General features: G+C 61.4%; 10 protein-coding genes. 4 read left to right on the top strand and 6 right to left on the bottom strand.

The window, feature by feature from the left end; all coding sequences use genetic code 11:
- Positions 1–128 precede the first annotated feature (128 nt).
- Positions 129–1,589, bottom strand: coding sequence for a D-alanyl-D-alanine carboxypeptidase/D-alanyl-D-alanine-endopeptidase (gene dacB, locus J5M72_RS08340; RefSeq protein WP_207865121.1), 1,461 nt, complete (start codon positions 1,587–1,589; stop codon positions 129–131).
- A gap of 234 nt (positions 1,590–1,823) precedes the next feature.
- Between dacB and J5M72_RS08335 the strand changes: the two genes are divergently transcribed.
- The gene (locus J5M72_RS08335; RefSeq protein ID WP_085711916.1) at positions 1,824–2,168 is read left to right on the top strand and encodes a YggL family protein; all 345 of its coding nucleotides are present in this window, start codon (positions 1,824–1,826) and stop codon (positions 2,166–2,168) included.
- A gap of 60 nt (positions 2,169–2,228) precedes the next feature.
- Here J5M72_RS08335 and J5M72_RS08330 read toward each other — a convergent pair whose 3' ends face one another.
- Positions 2,229–3,419: a benzoate/H(+) symporter BenE family transporter gene (locus J5M72_RS08330; protein WP_207865118.1), complete on the bottom strand. Its 1,191-nt coding sequence runs from the start codon at positions 3,417–3,419 to the stop codon at positions 2,229–2,231.
- Between the two features lie 224 nt (positions 3,420–3,643).
- On the opposite strand from J5M72_RS08330, the gene J5M72_RS08325 reads away from it, so the two are divergent.
- Positions 3,644–4,408, top strand: coding sequence for a GntR family transcriptional regulator (locus tag J5M72_RS08325; RefSeq protein WP_065259727.1), 765 nt, complete (start codon positions 3,644–3,646; stop codon positions 4,406–4,408).
- Positions 4,409–4,566: 158 nt separating this feature from the next.
- On the opposite strand, the gene guaD is transcribed toward J5M72_RS08325, so the two are convergent.
- From guaD to xdhA, 4 genes are all read right to left on the bottom strand, one after another.
- Positions 4,567–5,871, bottom strand: a complete 1,305-nt coding sequence (gene guaD, locus J5M72_RS08320) for a guanine deaminase (protein ID WP_207865116.1) — start codon at positions 5,869–5,871, stop codon at positions 4,567–4,569.
- Between the two features lie 13 nt (positions 5,872–5,884).
- Positions 5,885–6,742 (bottom strand): xanthine dehydrogenase accessory protein XdhC, encoded by an 858-nt coding sequence (gene xdhC, locus J5M72_RS08315; protein ID WP_169429573.1) that lies wholly within the window; start codon positions 6,740–6,742, stop codon positions 5,885–5,887.
- Positions 6,743–6,858: 116 nt separating this feature from the next.
- The gene (gene xdhB, locus J5M72_RS08310) at positions 6,859–9,258 is read right to left on the bottom strand and encodes a xanthine dehydrogenase molybdopterin binding subunit (RefSeq protein ID WP_207865114.1); all 2,400 of its coding nucleotides are present in this window, start codon (positions 9,256–9,258) and stop codon (positions 6,859–6,861) included.
- On the bottom strand, positions 9,251–10,705 hold the full coding sequence (gene xdhA, locus J5M72_RS08305; protein ID WP_207865112.1) for a xanthine dehydrogenase small subunit: 1,455 nt from the start codon (positions 10,703–10,705) through the stop codon (positions 9,251–9,253). Before xdhA ends, xdhB begins: the two co-directional genes overlap by 8 nt.
- A 266-nt stretch (positions 10,706–10,971) precedes the next feature.
- Here xdhA and J5M72_RS08300 point away from each other — a divergent pair, with 266 nt between their 5' ends.
- On the top strand, positions 10,972–11,631 hold the full coding sequence (locus J5M72_RS08300) for a GntR family transcriptional regulator (RefSeq protein ID WP_065259722.1): 660 nt from the start codon (positions 10,972–10,974) through the stop codon (positions 11,629–11,631).
- A gap of 2 nt (positions 11,632–11,633) precedes the next feature.
- On the top strand, positions 11,634–15,122 hold the full coding sequence (smc, locus tag J5M72_RS08295) for a chromosome segregation protein SMC (protein WP_169429576.1): 3,489 nt from the start codon (positions 11,634–11,636) through the stop codon (positions 15,120–15,122).
- Positions 15,123–15,235: the final 113 nt, after the last annotated feature.

The following is a 15,235-nucleotide window of genomic DNA, read 5'->3' as shown; positions in this document are numbered from 1 at the left end:
GCAGATGAACTAGGCACTAAACGTGTGGGAGCCAGCCTGCTGGCGATCGCTTCAGTTCAGTCAATGATCCAGTGACTGACACTCCGCCATCGCCAGCAGGCTGGCTCCCACAGTGTTTTGTGGTGTGCTTACAAGACCGAAGCGGTTTGCGTCGCTCGCGGCTGTTTGTAGAGATCCAGCAGCACCTGATCCAGCACCGACGATGCACCGAAAGGCGCCTTGTCGTTGAGGATCGCCACCACGGCCCATGTGTTGCCATTGACGTCGCGGCTGAAGCCGGCGATTGCGCGCACGGTATTCAGGGTGCCGGTCTTGACGTGGGCTTCACCGCGCACGGCGGTGGTCTTCAGGCGTTTACGCATGGTGCCGTCCATGCCGGCAATCGGCAGCGAGCTGATGTACTCGGCAGCGTAAGGGCTGTGCCACGCAGCCTGCAGCATCGCGGCCATTTCCCGGGCGCTGACCCGCTCGGCACGGGACAGGCCGGAACCGTTCTCCATGACCAGATGCGGCGCGGTGATGCCTTTTCTCGCGAGCCACTGGCGCACCACCCGTTGCCCGGCCTTGGCATCATCGCCATCGGCTTCGTTGCGGAATTTCTGGCCCAGGCTCAGGAACAACTGCTGAGCCATGGTGTTGTTACTGTATTTGTTGATGTCGCGGATGATTTCCGCCAGATCCGGCGAGAAGGCGCGGGCCAGCACTTTGGCGCTGCTTGGCGTTGGCGCCAGACGATCCTTGCCCTGGATGCTGCCGCCCAGTTCCTTCCAGATCGCCCGCACGGCACCGGCGGTGTAGGTCGCGTGGTCGAGCAGCGACAGATAAGTCTGCGAGCTGCAGCCTTCACCCAACTGACCGGCAACGGTCACGGTCACGCTGCCATCGGCCTGTGTCACCGGGTTGTAGCGCACGCCACCGGTGCATTGCTTGGAGTTGAGGGCCTTGACGGTGTTCTCGATCTTGATGCTGGCAATCGGCGGTTCTACTGAAACCAGCACCCGGCCGCCGTCATTGCGGGCCACGAAACGCAGGGCCTTGAGGTTGACCAGCAACGAGTCCGGCTTGACCAGGAACGGCTTGTTCTCGTCATTGCCGTCATCATTGAATTCCGGCAGCTGCGGTTGTATGAAGAAGCTGCGGTCCAGCACCAGGTCGCCGGTGACCTGGGTCACGCCGTTGGCGCGCAGGTCGCGCATCAGCAGCCAGAGTTTTTCCATGTTCAGCTTTGGATCGCCGCCGCCCTTGAGGTAGAGGTTGCCGTTAAGGATGCCGCCGCTCAGGTCGCCGTCGGTGTAGAACTCGGTTTTCCACTGGTGGTTGGGGCCGAGCATTTCCAGTGCGGCGTAGGTGGTCACCAGTTTCATGGTCGAGGCCGGGTTGACCGACACGTCGGCGTTGTACACGGTCGGCGTGCCCGGGCCGTCCAGCGGCACCATCACCAGCGACAGGGCGGTGGGCTGCAGCTTGCTGGCCTTGAGGGCTTTTTCGACGTTGGGGGTCAGGGCGGTGTTGATGGTGGCAGCGGAGACGGGCAAGGCCAGCGGCAGAAGAAGACCGGCCAGGAGCAGGGGACGCAACGATTTGATCATATGAAATAAAACCCTACAGCCGAGGGGGAAAAAGACGAGGACATGGATGAAAAGGCCCTCAGTGGTCATGAAAGTGTCGGCATTATGCCCCAAGGTGTAACAGCTTGTGCCTTTCCCAAGGGGCCCGATGGGTTATTTTTTTACGGGCGGTCGTACGCACGTCCCGGATAGGCGGGCAATCGCCGCCTTAAACTGGTAAAGTGCCGGCCGTTATTACTTAAGAGGATTGTTCCAATGGCGACTAACCGTTCCCAGCGTCTGCGCAAAAAACTGTGCGTCGATGAATTTCAAGAGCTGGGTTTCGAACTGAACCTGGGCTTCAAAGAAGACCTGTCCGAAGAAGCCATTGACGCTTTCCTCGAAGCATTCATCAAAGAAGCCATGGAAGCCAACGGTCTGGGCTATGTCGGCGGCGAAGACTTCGGTCTGGTTTGCCTGCAGAAGCGTGGCTCGGTTTCCGAAGAGCAGCGCGCTGCCGTTGAAGCCTGGCTGAAAACCCGCTCCGAGCTGACCACTACTGAAATCAGCCCGCTGCTGGACGTCTGGTATCCGGAAAAGCCGATCAACGCGGCCAAGTGATGCAAAAAAAAACGGCGACCCTGGGGTCGCCGTTTTTTATGCCTGCTTTTTAATCAGGCATCAGGCCTTGCGCCAGTTGAGGATCAGCAAGGTCAACACTCCCGCGACAATCCCCCAGAAGGCCGAACCGATGGAAAACAGCGTCAGCCCCGACGCCGTGACCATGAAAGTGATCAGCGCCGCTTCCCGTTCCTTCACTTCGGTCATGGCAATGCTCAAGCCGTTGATGATCGAACCGAACAGCGCCAGCGCGGCAATCGACAGCACCAGTTCCTTGGGCAGCGCGGCAAACAACGCCGCCAGCGTGGCGCCGAACACCCCGGCAATCCCGTAGAAAATCCCGCACCACACCGCCGCGGTGTAACGCTTGTTGCGATCCTCATGGGCATGGGGCCCGGTGCAGATCGCCGCGCTGATGGCCGCCAGGTTGATGCCATGAGAACCGAATGGCGCCAGCAGCAGCGAGGCAATGCCTGTGGTGGTGATCAACGGCGAGGCCGGGACGTTATAGCCGTCGGCGCGCAGCACGGCGACGCCGGGCATGTTCTGCGAGGTCATCGCTACGACAAACAACGGAATGCCGATGCTGATGGTCGCGGCGAGAGAAAAGTGCGGCGTGGTCCAGACCGGCGTTGCCACTTCCAGATGAAAGCTGCTGAAATCCAGCAGCCCCATGAAGCCCGACAGCGCGGTGCCGATCAGCAGCGCAGCGAGTACCGCATAACGCGGCGTCAGGCGCTTGACCACCAGATAAGTGAAGAACATCCCCAGCACCAGGCCGGTACGGTGCTGCGCAGCGACGAAGATTTCGCTGCCGATCTTGAACAGAATCCCCGCCAGCAATGCGGCGGCAAGGGAGGCGGGGATTTTTTTCACCAGGCGTTCGAAGCTGCCGGTCAGACCGCAGATCGTCACCAGCACCGCGCAGGTGATGTAGGCGCCGATGGCTTCGCCGTAGGTGACGCCGCCGAGGCTGGTGATCAGAAGGGCTGCGCCGGGTGTCGACCAGGCGATGGTGATCGGCGTGCGATAGCGCAGCGACAGGCCGATCGAACACACCGCCATGCCGATGGAGATCGCCCAGATCCACGAGGAAATCTGCCCGCTGCTCAGGCCCGCGGCCTGCCCGGCCTGGAACATCAGCACCAACGAACTGGTGTAGCCGGTCATCATCGCGATGAATCCGGCGACGATGGCGGAGGGCGATGTGTCCGCAAAGGGGCGCAGTCGGGTGTGGGTGATTTCGTTCATGACAGCGGCGTTCCTTGTTCAAGCCACGGATTTCGGGTTTAAGCCTAAACTCAAACGTAACGATGCGTTGCAATACAGCCGAAGTCACAAACAGCCGTACAGTCGTGTTGCCACCTTCCATTGTGTACAATCGCGCTGTTTTTTACGCGATACTTGCCAGCGACCCACTGTGCCGTATTACAGTCACGGTCAATTCGCCGCCGTTCTTCCCGACTCGAGTGCCCATGAACGAACAGTTGCAACCCCTCAAGAAACAACCGCGAGCAGGCAAAGCCGGCCGCAGCGGAACCCAGGACGATATCGTCTATGCGCATATCTTCGAGGCCATCCTCGAACAACGCCTGGCGCCCGGTACAAAGTTGAGCGAAGAAGCGCTGGGGGAAATTTTCGGGGTCAGCCGCACCATCATTCGCCGCGCGCTCTCGCGTCTGGCCCATGAAGGCGTGGTGCTGTTGCGGCCGAACCGTGGCGCGGTGGTGGCGAGCCCGAGCGTTGAAGAAGCGCGTCAGGTGTTCCTCGCCCGGCGTCTGGTGGAGCGCGCAATCACCGAGCTGGCGGTGCAGCACGCCACCGCCGAGCAGATCGCCGAACTGCGCCAGATGGTCAACGACGAACGCGACAGCTTCTCCCGTGGCGACCGCGGCGCGGGTATCCGTCTCTCCGGCGAATTCCACCTGAAACTGGCCGAAGCGGCGAAAAATGCGCCGTTGATCAGCTTCCAGCGCAGCCTGGTTTCACAGACGTCGCTGATCATTGCGCAATATGAAAGCGGCAACCGTTCGCACTGTTCCTACGACGAGCACACCCAGTTGATCGACGCCATCGAAGCGCGCAACGGTGAGCTGGCCGTAGATTTGATGATGCATCACATGGATCACATCGACAGCAAACTCAACCTCGATGAGGAAAGTGCTTCGGACGATCTGCATGCGGTGTTCTCGCATCTGTTGCAGACCAGGAAGCCGGGGCGTCCGGCGGCCAAGCTCTGACCGGCACCGAGTCGCGGCCTTCGCGAGCAAGCCCGCTCCCACATTTGAAATGCATTCCCCCTGTAGGAGCGGGCTTGCTCGCGAAGGCGTCCTGACAGGCAATAAAAATCCCCCGGAGCTGAACGCTCTCGGGGGATTTTTTTTGCCTTGGGGGAAACTCAGCGCTGGTGTACCAGTGCACCTGCCGCGTAGGTCTGGGCCACAGTGCGGTCATCGCCCAGCGTCATCAGCACGAACAACGTCTCGGCAATGTTGTTTGACTGCTTCAAGCGATAGCTCAGCAGCGGCGTGGCGTTGTAGTTCAGCACCAGGAAGTCGGCGTCGGAGCCCGGTTGCAGGTTGCCGATCCTGTCTTCCAGGCGCAGCGCTCGCGCGCCGCCGAGGGTGGCGAGGTACAGCGACTTGAACGGGCTCAGGCGCGCACCTTGCAGCTGCATCACTTTGTAGGCTTCGTTCAGGGTCTGCAGCAGCGAGAAACTGGTGCCACCGCCGACGTCAGTGCCGAGCCCGACGTTCAGCTTGTGCTTCTCGGCCATCGGCAGGTTGAACAGGCCACTGCCAAGGAAGAAGTTCGACGTCGGGCAGAACGAGATCGCCGAACCGGTTTGTGCCAGGCGCGCGCATTCTTCGTCGCACAGGTGCACGCCGTGGGCGAACACCGAGCGCTCGCCGAGCAACTGATAGTGGTCGTAGACGTCCAGATAGCCTTTGCGCTCCGGGAACAGCTCCTTGACCCACTCGATTTCCTTGAGGTTCTCGCTGATGTGGGTCTGCATGTACAGATCCGGGTATTCAGTCAGCAACTGCCCGGCGAGGGTCAGTTGTTCCGGAGTGCTGGTCGGGGCGAAGCGCGGGGTCACGGCGTAATGCAGGCGACCCTTGCCGTGCCAGCGCTCAATCAGCGCCTTGCTCTCGGTGTAGCTGGATTCAGCGGTGTCAGTCAGGTAGTCCGGCGCGTTGCGGTCCATCATCACCTTGCCGGCGATCATCCGCAGGTCCAGCTTCTCGGCCGCTTCAAAGAACGAGTTCACCGACTGCGGGTGCACGCTGCCGAACACCAGGGCCGTGGTGGTGCCGTTGCGCAGCAGTTCCTTGATGAAGATGTCCGCGACCTCATCGGCGTGGGCCTTGTCGGCGAACTGGCTTTCGCACGGGAAGGTGTAGGTGTTCAGCCAGTCCAGCAGCTGTTCGCCGTAGGCGCCGACCATGCCGGTCTGCGGCAGGTGGATGTGGGTGTCGATGAAGCCCGGGGTGATCAGCGCATCCTGGTGATGCGTGATCTCGATATCCGCTGGCAGCGTCGGCAGCAGCTCGCTGGCGTGGCCGAGGGCGCTGATCTTGCCGCCATCGACCACCAGCAGGCCGTCCTCGAAATGCTCGTAGGAAGCTTCGATGCCGACCTCGGCAGGGTCGGCGATGCTGTGCAGGATGGCGGCGCGGTAGGCTTTGCGAGTCAGAGGCATGAGGGTTCTCTAATCAGTTTGAGGCTTTGAGTGTGGCGGCCTGACTGCGGCGCGAAACCGGCAGCAGTTTGGCAATCGGTTCGGCGCTGGCGGTGTGCTGGCCGAAATTGGCGTTATAGGTGGCGATGATTTCGCCGGCGATGGAGATGGCGATTTCCACAGGCAATTTGCCTTTGACTTCGCTGATGCCCATCGGGCAGCGCATGCGTTGCACGACACTGGCGTCGAAGCCTCGGTCACGCAAGCGGTGTTCGAACTTGGCCCGTTTGGTTTTCGAGCCGATCAGGCCGAACCAGGTGAAATCGTTGCGCTTGAGAATCGCGGCGGTGAGTTCCAGATCCAGCTGATGGTTGTGGGTCATGACGATGCAGTAGCTGCCCGCCGGCAGGTCGTCGATTTCATCCACAGGCTCTTCGGCGACGATTTTGCGCACGCCGTGGGGAATCTGCTCGGGGAATTCCTCTTCCCGGGAGTCGATCCAGCGCACCCGGCAGGGCAGGCTGGCGAGCAAGGGAACCAGTGCGCGACCCACATGACCGGCGCCGAACACAGCGATCTGCGCCTGCACCTGGCCCATCGGTTCGAACAACAGCACCGTAGCGCCGCCGCAGCACTGGCCGAGGCTGGCGCCGAGGCTGAAGCGCTCCAGATGGGTGTCTTGCTTGCCGCTGGCGAGCATCTCGCGGGCGATCTGCATGGCTTTGTATTCCAGGTGCCCGCCACCGATGGTGTCGAATGTCTGGCGGGCACTGACGACCATCTTCGAGCCGGCATTGCGCGGCGTCGAGCCGAGCTCTTCGATGATCGTCACCAGAACGCAGGGTTCGCCCTGGTTCTGCAGGTCGGCGAGGGCGTCGATCCAGTTGTACATGTTCACCTCGACATCTGTCGTTGTCTGTTCGGGCCTCTTCGCGAGCAGGCTCGCTCCCACATGGGAATGCATCCAAATGTGGGAGCGAGCCTGCTCGCGATGGCCGCGCCTCGGTCCTAGAGCGGAGCCAGCTCGGTTTCAGCTTCGACGGCTTTCACAGCCTTGAGCTGACGCATCTGCTCGCAACCCCACAACACCCGTTCCGGGGTCGCCGGCGCGTCGATCTTCGGCTGATGCTTGTAGTCGCCCAGACTGGCCACCGCATCCTTGATTGCGCACCACGCGGCGATGCCGAGCATGAACGGCGGCTCACCCACAGCCTTGGAATGGAACACGGTGTCTTCCGGGTTCTTGCGGTTTTCCACCAGTTTCACCCGCAGGTCCAGCGGCATGTCCGCCACGGCCGGGATCTTGTAACTGGCCGGGCCGTTGGTCATCAGCTTGCCTTTATTGTTCCAGACCAGTTCTTCCATGGTCAGCCAGCCCATGCCCTGGACGAAGCCACCCTCGACCTGACCGATGTCGATGGCCGGGTTCAGCGAGGCGCCGACGTCGTGGAGGATGTCGGTACGCAGCATCTTGTACTCGCCGGTCAGGGTGTCGACGATCACTTCGCAGCACGCCGCGCCGAAGGCGAAGTAGTAGAACGGCCGGCCACGGGCCTGGCTGCGGTCGTAGTAGATTTTCGGGGTCTTGTAGAACCCGGTGCTCGACAGCGAAACCTGGTTGAAATACGCCAGCTGGATCAGCGCTTCGAATGTCAGGATGTGGTCACGCACCCGCACGTGGCCGTTGTGGAACTCCACGTCTTCTTCGCTGACCTTGTAGTGCCGCGCGGCGAATTCGACCAGACGCCGCTTGATTGTCTCGGCAGCGTTCTGCGCCGCTTTGCCGTTCAGGTCGGCGCCACTGGAGGCCGCGGTCGGCGAAGTGTTCGGCACCTTGTCGGTGCTGGTCGCGGTGATCTGCACGCGGTCCATTTCCACCTGGAACACTTCGGCCACGACCTGCGCGACTTTGGTGTTCAGGCCCTGGCCCATTTCCGTGCCGCCGTGGTTCAAGTGGATGCTGCCGTCGGTGTAGACGTGCACCAAGGCACCGGCCTGATTGAGGAAGCTGGCGGTGAAGGAAATGCCGAATTTCACCGGGGTCAGCGCCAGGCCTTTTTTCAGGATCGGGCTGTTGGCGTTGTAGCGACGGATCGCTTCGCGGCGCTCGGCGTACTGGCTGCTTTCTTCAAGTTCAGCGGTCATCTCTTCGAGCATGTTGTGCTCGACGGTCTGGTAATAATGGGTGACGTTGCGCTCGGTCTTGCCGTAGTAGTTGGCCTTGCGCACGGCCAGCGGATCGAGGTTCAAGTGACGGGCGATGGCGTCCATCACTTCTTCGATCGCGACCATCCCTTGCGGGCCGCCGAAACCACGGTAGGCGGTGTTCGACGCAGTGTTGGTCTTGCAGCGGTGACCATTGATGGTGGCATCGCCCAGGTAGTACGAGTTGTCCGAGTGGAACATCGCACGGTCAACGATTGAGGCCGACAGGTCAGGCGAGCAGCCGCAGTTGCCGGCCAGATCCATCGCAATGCCGTGCAGGCGTCCGGTGCTGTCGAAGCCGACGTCATACTCGACGTAGAACGGGTGGCGCTTGCCGGTCATCAGCATGTCTTCAACCCGTGGCAGGCGCATCTTGGTCGGCTGGCCGGTGAGGTGCGCGATTACCGCACACAGGCAAGCCGGGCTCGCAGCCTGGGTTTCCTTGCCGCCGAAACCACCGCCCATGCGGCGCATGTCGACCACGATTTTATTCATCGACACGTCGAGGACTTCGGCCACCAGTTTCTGCACTTCGGTGGGGTTCTGGGTCGAGCAGTAGACGATCATGCCGCCATCTTCGGTCGGCATCACCGAGGAAATCTGGGTCTCCAGATAGAAGTGTTCCTGGCCACCGATGTGCAGCGTGCCCTGGATGCGATGTTCAGCCGTGGCCAAGGCGTTGGCCGAATCGCCGCGCTGATGGGTGTGGCTGTCGAGCACGAAGTGGCGTTTGCGCAGGGCTTCGACCACGTCCAGCACCGGTTCCAGATCTTCGTATTCGATGATCGCGGCCATGGCGGCCTTGCGTGCGGTTTCCAGATCCTTGGCGGCCACGGCCAGCACCGGTTGACCGACGAACTGCACATCATCGATGGCCAGCAGCGGATCGCCTGGCAGCAGCGGGCCGATGTCTTTCAGGCCCGGTACGTCTTCGTGGGTGATGGCGATGCGCACGCCTTCGAAGGCGTAGCAGGGTTTGGTGTCGATGCTGATGATTTTCGCGTGGGCGCGATCCGACAACCGTGCGTAAACGTGCAACTGATTCGGGAATTCGAGCCGGTCATCGATGTACTGCGCTTCACCGGACACATGCTTGGCGGCGCTGTCGTGCTTGACGCTGCGGCCGACGCCGGTGGTCAGGTCTTTGGCGAACAGTTCGGCCAGTTCAGCTTGCGTTTTCTCTACGCCGTGATGGTTAGACATAAGCGGTCACCCGAGTCTCGATGTGCGGTGTTTGCAGTTCGATGAAGTATTTGCGCAGCAGGTTCTGCGCGCTGAGCAGGCGGTATTCCTTGCTGGCGCGGAAGTCCGAGAGCGGGGTGAAATCCTCGCCCAGCGCGGTGCAGGCGCGCTCGATGACAGCGTTGTTGAACGGCTGGCCGAGCAGCACGGCTTCACAGTGCGCGGCGCGTTTCGGGATCGCGGCCATGCCGCCGAAGGCGACGCGGGCGTCGGTGATCACGCCGTTCTCGACCCGCAGGTTGAACGCGGCGCAGACTGCAGAGATGTCGTCGTCCAGACGTTTGGAGACTTTGTAGGCGCGGAAGCGCTGCTCAGCCGTGGCGCGAGGGACGATGATTTTCTCGATGAACTCGCTTTCCTGACGCGCGGTGACCCGGTAATCGATGAAGTAATCCTCAAGGGCCAGCGTGCGGCGGGTCTCACCCTTGCACAGCACGATCTGCGCGCCGAGGGCGATCAGCAGGGGCGGCGAGTCACCGATCGGCGAAGCGTTGCCGATGTTGCCGCCCAACGTGCCCTGGTTGCGGATTTGCAGGGAGGCAAAGCGGTGCAGCAGCTCGCCGAAGTCCGGGTACTCGGCGTTCAGCGCTTCGTAGCAGTCGGAGAGGGCGGTGGCGGCGCCGATTTCGATGCGATCCTCGAAGTGCTCGATGCGCTTCATTTCGGCGACGTTGCCGACGTAGATCATCACCGGCAGGGTACGGTGGAACTGCGTGACTTCCAGCGCCAGATCGGTACCGCCGGCCAGCAGCCGAGCCTGTGGATAAGTGTCGTAGAGATCGGCCAGGTCGGCCACGGTCAGCGGCACCAGGCAGCGTTTGTCGCCGCTGTTGAGTTCGCCGATCGATGTCGGGGCAATGGCTTTGAGGCGGGCGATGGTTTGCGCTTCACGGGCGTCGAACTGGTCCGGTTGCTTGCCGCAGCAGGATTGTTCGGCAGCGGCCAGGATCGGCCGGTAGCCGGTGCACCGGCAGAGGTTGCCGGCCAGCGCTTCGTGGGCCTTGGCCTGATCCGGTGCATCGCTGTTCTTTTGCAGGGCGAACAGTGACATCACGAAACCGGGGGTGCAGAAACCGCATTGCGAACCGTGGCACTCGACCATGGCTTTCTGCACGCTGTGCAGTTCGCCCTTGTGCTTGAGGTCTTCGACACTGATCAATTGTTTGCCGTGCAGCGACGAAACGAACGTCAGGCACGAATTGAGGCTGCGATAGCGAATGTGCTCGCGGCCATCGTCATCCGTCTGCAACTCGCCGACCACCACCGTACAGGCGCCGCAGTCACCGCTGGCGCAGCCTTCTTTGGTGCCGGATTTACCCACATGTTCACGCAGGTAGTTGAGCACAGTCAGGTTCGGGTCCAGGGCGTGCTCGCTACGGAGTTCCTGGTTAAGTAAAAACTGGATCACGGAAGGCCTCGCAGACTCATTATTGTTGTTGAGCGACTTGAGCCGAATTTAGCAGGTCTGACTTTTCGGTCAATGGTTTTCTGACTTAAAGGTCAGGAAAAACCGTTTTGTCGCTCAACCACGTGTCTCTTCAGTATTGACCCTCATTGGATCAAGCGCTTTTTTGCGGGATTCGTGCCAAAAACCGCTGTGCGGGCACTCCGCCATGACCGCGCATTGCGCTACACTGCGCCGCTTGTGCAGATCGAAGAGTTTGAAGGACAACCATGACGTTCAAGGCGCCGGACAGCCTCGCCGAGCAAATCGCTCACCACCTCGCCGAACGGATCATTCGCGGCGAAATGAAGCCGGGAGAGCGTATCCAGGAACAGAAGGTCACGCTGGCGCTGAACGTCAGCCGCGGCTCGGTCCGCGAAGCCTTGCTGATCCTCGAGCGCCGTCACCTGATCGCGATCCTGCCGCGCCGCGGCGCCCACGTCACAGAGCTGACGGCGCACAAGGTGCAGAGCCTGTGCACGTTGATGAGCGAGCTGTACATCCTGCTCGGCAATGCAGTGGCCAATGGCTGGCAAGTCCAGGCCGACATGGCGCCGTTCGTGCAGATCCAGCAACGCCTGACCGCCAGCTACGAGCGTCAGGACATCCGCACCTTCGTCGACGACAGCTTCAACGTGATGCGCGCCGCGTACCCGTTCGCCAACAACCCGTATCTGCAGGAAACCGTCGAAAACCTGCAACCGGCCATGAGCCGTGCGTACTTCCTCGCGCTGGAGCAGCGCAAGGCCGAGATGAGCGAGTTCCTCGAATTGTTCGAACGCTTGCTGGCCGCCGTCCTTGCCCGTGACCTGCCGCAGATCCGCATCGTGCTGACGGCTTACGCCCAGCGCAGCTGCGATCTGGTGGTGTCCGCCCTGACGGTTGCCTGACCTTGCGGCTCAAGTGCATCAAGCTGGCGGGGTTCAAATCCTTCGTCGACCCGACCACGGTGAACTTCCCCAGCAACATGGCGGCAGTCGTCGGGCCGAACGGTTGCGGCAAGTCGAACATCATCGACGCCGTACGCTGGGTGATGGGCGAAAGTTCGGCGAAAAACCTGCGCGGCGAGTCGATGACCGACGTCATCTTCAACGGCTCGACCAGCCGCAAACCGGTGAGCCAGGCGAGCATCGAACTGGTGTTCGACAACTCCGACGGTACGCTGCTGGGCGAGTGGGCGGCGTACGCGGAAATTTCGATCCGCCGCAAAGTGACCCGCGACAGCCAGACCACTTATTACCTCAACGGCGCCAAATGCCGTCGTCGCGACATCACCGACATCTTCCTCGGCACCGGCCTCGGCCCGCGCAGCTACTCGATCATCGAGCAGGGGATGATCTCCAAGCTGATCGAGTCCAAGCCCGAAGATCTGCGTAACTTCATCGAAGAAGCCGCCGGCATCTCCAAGTACAAGGAGCGCCGGCGCGAGACCGAAAACCGCATCCGCCGCACCCACGAAAACCTTGCCCGTCTGACCGACCTGCGCGAAGAACTCGAACGCCAGCTCGAACGCTTGCACCGTCAGGCCGAGGCCGCCAGGAAGTATCAGGAATTCAAGGCCGAAGAGCGCCAGCTCAAGGCGCAACTGTCGGCCTTGCGCTGGCAGGATCTGAACGATCAGGTGGGCCAGCGCGAATCGATCATCGGCAACCAGGAAATCAGCTTCGAAGCGCTGGTCGCAGAACAACGCAACGCCGATGCGGCGATTGAGCGGCTGCGCGACGGTCACCATGACCTGTCCGAGCGCTTCAATCTGGTGCAGGGGCGCTTCTATTCGGTCGGCGGCGACATCGCCCGGGTCGAGCAGAGCATCCAGCACGGTCAGCAGCGTCTGCGTCAGTTGCAGGACGACTTGAAGGAAGCCGAACGCGCGCGCCTCGAAACCGAATCGCACCTGGGCCACGACCGCACGTTGCTGCTGACCCTCGGCGAAGAGCTCGATCAACTGACCCCCGAGCAGGAAATCACCAACGCCGCCGCCGAAGAAGCCGCCGCTGCGCTGGAAGATTCCGAAACCGTCATGCATGGCTGGCAGGAGCAGTGGGACGCCTTCAACCTGACCGCCGCCGAACCGCGCCGTCAGGCCGAAGTGCAGCAGTCGCGCATCCAGCAGCTGGAAACCAGCATGGAGCGTCTGGCTGATCGGCAAAAGCGTCTGGGCGAAGAGCGGGCGCTGCTGTCGGCCGATCCGGAAGACGCGGCAATCATGGAACTCAGCGAACAGCTCGCCGAGTCCGAGGCCACCCTTGAAGATCTGCAGACCAGCGAAGAAGCCCAGGTCGAAAAGCTTGAGCAGCTGCGCCAGGAATTGCAGCAGGCACTGACTGCGCAGCAGCAGGCGCAGGGCGATTTGCAGCGCCTCAATGGTCGCCTCGCATCGTTGGAAGCCTTGCAGCAGGCCGCGCTCGATCCGGGTACCGGCACCGCCGAATGGCTGAAGGAACACAACCTTGCCGAGCGTCCGCGTCTGGCCGAAGGCCTCAAGGTCGAGGCTGGTTGGGAGCTGGCGGTGGAAACCGTGCTCGGCGCCGACCTGCAAGCGGTGCTTGTGGATGATTTCGATGGTTTCGATCTGTCCGGTTTTGCCCAGGGCGATCTGCGTTTGCTCAGTCCCGGCAATGACGGCGTGCGCATGCCGGGCAGCCTGCTGGACAAGGTCGAGGCGCAGGTCGATTTGTCGCCCTGGCTCGCTCAGGTCAAACCGGTCGACAGCCTTGAACAGGCGCTGGCCCTGCGCAGTCAATTGGCCGCCGGGCAGAGCCTGATCAGTCGCGACGGTTATTGGGTCGGCCGGCATTTTCTGCGGGTACGCCGCGCCAGCGAAGCCGAAAGCGGCATGCTCGCGCGCGGTCAGGAAATCGAAGCGCTGCATCTGGAGCGCGAAGAACGCGAAGCCACGGTCGAGGCCATGGAAACCCGTTTGCAGACCCTGCGCGCGCAACAGCGTCAGCAGGAAAACGGCCGCGAACATCTGCGTCGTTTGCTGCAAGACGAGGCCCGTCAACAAGGCGAATTGAAAGCCCAGCTGTCCGCCGGCAAAGCCAAGGCCGAACAGTTGAACCTGCGCCGCACCCGTCTCGATGAGGAACTGGTCGAACTCGCTGAGCAGCGTGCGCTGGAGCACGAAAGCATCGGCGAAGCGCGGATCCAGTTGCAGGACGCCCTCGACGCCATGGCCCTCGACACCGAGCAGCGCGAATTGCTGCTGGCCCAGCGCGACAGCCTGCGCGAGCGGCTGGATCGCGTGCGTCAGGAAGCCCGTCAGCACAAGGACCACGCCCATCAATTGGCCGTGCGTCTCGGCTCGCTGCGGGCGCAGCATGATTCGACCCGTCAGGCCCTTGAACGGCTGGAGATGCAGGCCGAGCGCCTCACTGAAAAACGTGAACAGCTCAGTCTTAATCTGGAGGAGGGCGAAGCACCGCTGGAAGAGCTGCGCCTGAAACTCGAAGAGTTGCTCGACAAGCGCATGAGCGTCGACGATGAACTCAAGACTGCTCAAATCGCCCTGGAAGACGCCGACCGTGAACTGCGCGACGCGGAAAAGCGCCGGACCCAGGCCGAGCAGCAATCGCAATTGATCCGTGGCCAGCTCGAACAGCAACGCATGGAATGGCAGGCCCTGACCGTGCGCCGCAAGGCGCTGCAGGATCAACTGCTGGAAGACGGCTACGATTTGCATGGCGTGCTCAATACCTTGAGCGCCGAGGCCAGTGAGAAGGAGGCCGAAGAAGAACTGGAACGCATCGCCGCACGCATTCAGCGTCTGGGCGCGATCAACCTCGCGGCGATCGACGAATACACGCAACAATCCGAGCGTAAACGTTATCTGGATGCTCAGGACGCCGATCTGGTCGAAGCACTGGAGACTCTGGAAAACGTCATCCGCAAGATCGACAAGGAAACCCGTAACCGTTTCAAAGATACCTTTGATCAGATCAATGGCGGTTTACAGGCCCTTTTCCCGAAAGTTTTCGGTGGAGGGCGCGCCTATTTGGAACTGACGGGCGAAGATCTACTCGATACAGGGGTGACGATCATGGCGCAGCCGCCCGGAAAGAAGAACAGCACCATCCATTTGCTGTCCGGCGGCGAAAAAGCCCTGACCGCACTGGCGCTGGTTTTTGCGATCTTCAAGTTGAATCCGGCACCGTTCTGCATGCTCGATGAAGTTGACGCACCACTGGATGACGCTAACGTTGGACGCTACGCACGATTGGTCAAAGAGATGTCGCAGACCGTGCAGTTCATCTATATCACCCACAACAAGATCGCCATGGAAATGGCTGACCAGTTGATGGGCGTGACGATGCACGAGCCGGGTTGTTCGCGACTGGTAGCCGTGGATGTCGAGGAGGCGATGGCAATGGTGGATGCCTGAGCCGGCGCTGTCGGAAAAGGTATTTGTAGTCTGTAGGACATATTTACCGGCTTCGACTTGCTGGCCAATCGACATAATCGCGCAAGCCAATGAGACAGACGGTGTAAAGTTGT

Origin of the sequence: Pseudomonas sp. 58(2021) (assembly GCF_017491585.1) — a bacterium.
GTDB lineage: Bacteria > Pseudomonadota > Gammaproteobacteria > Pseudomonadales > Pseudomonadaceae > Aquipseudomonas > Aquipseudomonas fluorescens_BT.
This window is presented reverse-complemented; position numbering and strand designations above follow the sequence as displayed.

Coding starts and splice junctions, on each gene's coding strand:
- xdhB (WP_207865114.1), bottom strand. CDS start 9,258: ATGTCTAACCATCACGGCGTAGAGAAAACGCAAGCTGAACTGGCCGAA.
- J5M72_RS08330 (WP_207865118.1), bottom strand. CDS start 3,419: ATGAACGAAATCACCCACACCCGACTGCGCCCCTTTGCGGACACATCG.
- dacB (WP_207865121.1), bottom strand. CDS start 1,589: ATGATCAAATCGTTGCGTCCCCTGCTCCTGGCCGGTCTTCTTCTGCCG.
- xdhC (WP_169429573.1), bottom strand. CDS start 6,742: ATGTACAACTGGATCGACGCCCTCGCCGACCTGCAGAACCAGGGCGAA.
- J5M72_RS08325 (WP_065259727.1), top strand. CDS start 3,644: ATGAACGAACAGTTGCAACCCCTCAAGAAACAACCGCGAGCAGGCAAA.
- J5M72_RS08335 (WP_085711916.1), top strand. CDS start 1,824: ATGGCGACTAACCGTTCCCAGCGTCTGCGCAAAAAACTGTGCGTCGAT.
- J5M72_RS08300 (WP_065259722.1), top strand. CDS start 10,972: ATGACGTTCAAGGCGCCGGACAGCCTCGCCGAGCAAATCGCTCACCAC.
- guaD (WP_207865116.1), bottom strand. CDS start 5,871: ATGCCTCTGACTCGCAAAGCCTACCGCGCCGCCATCCTGCACAGCATC.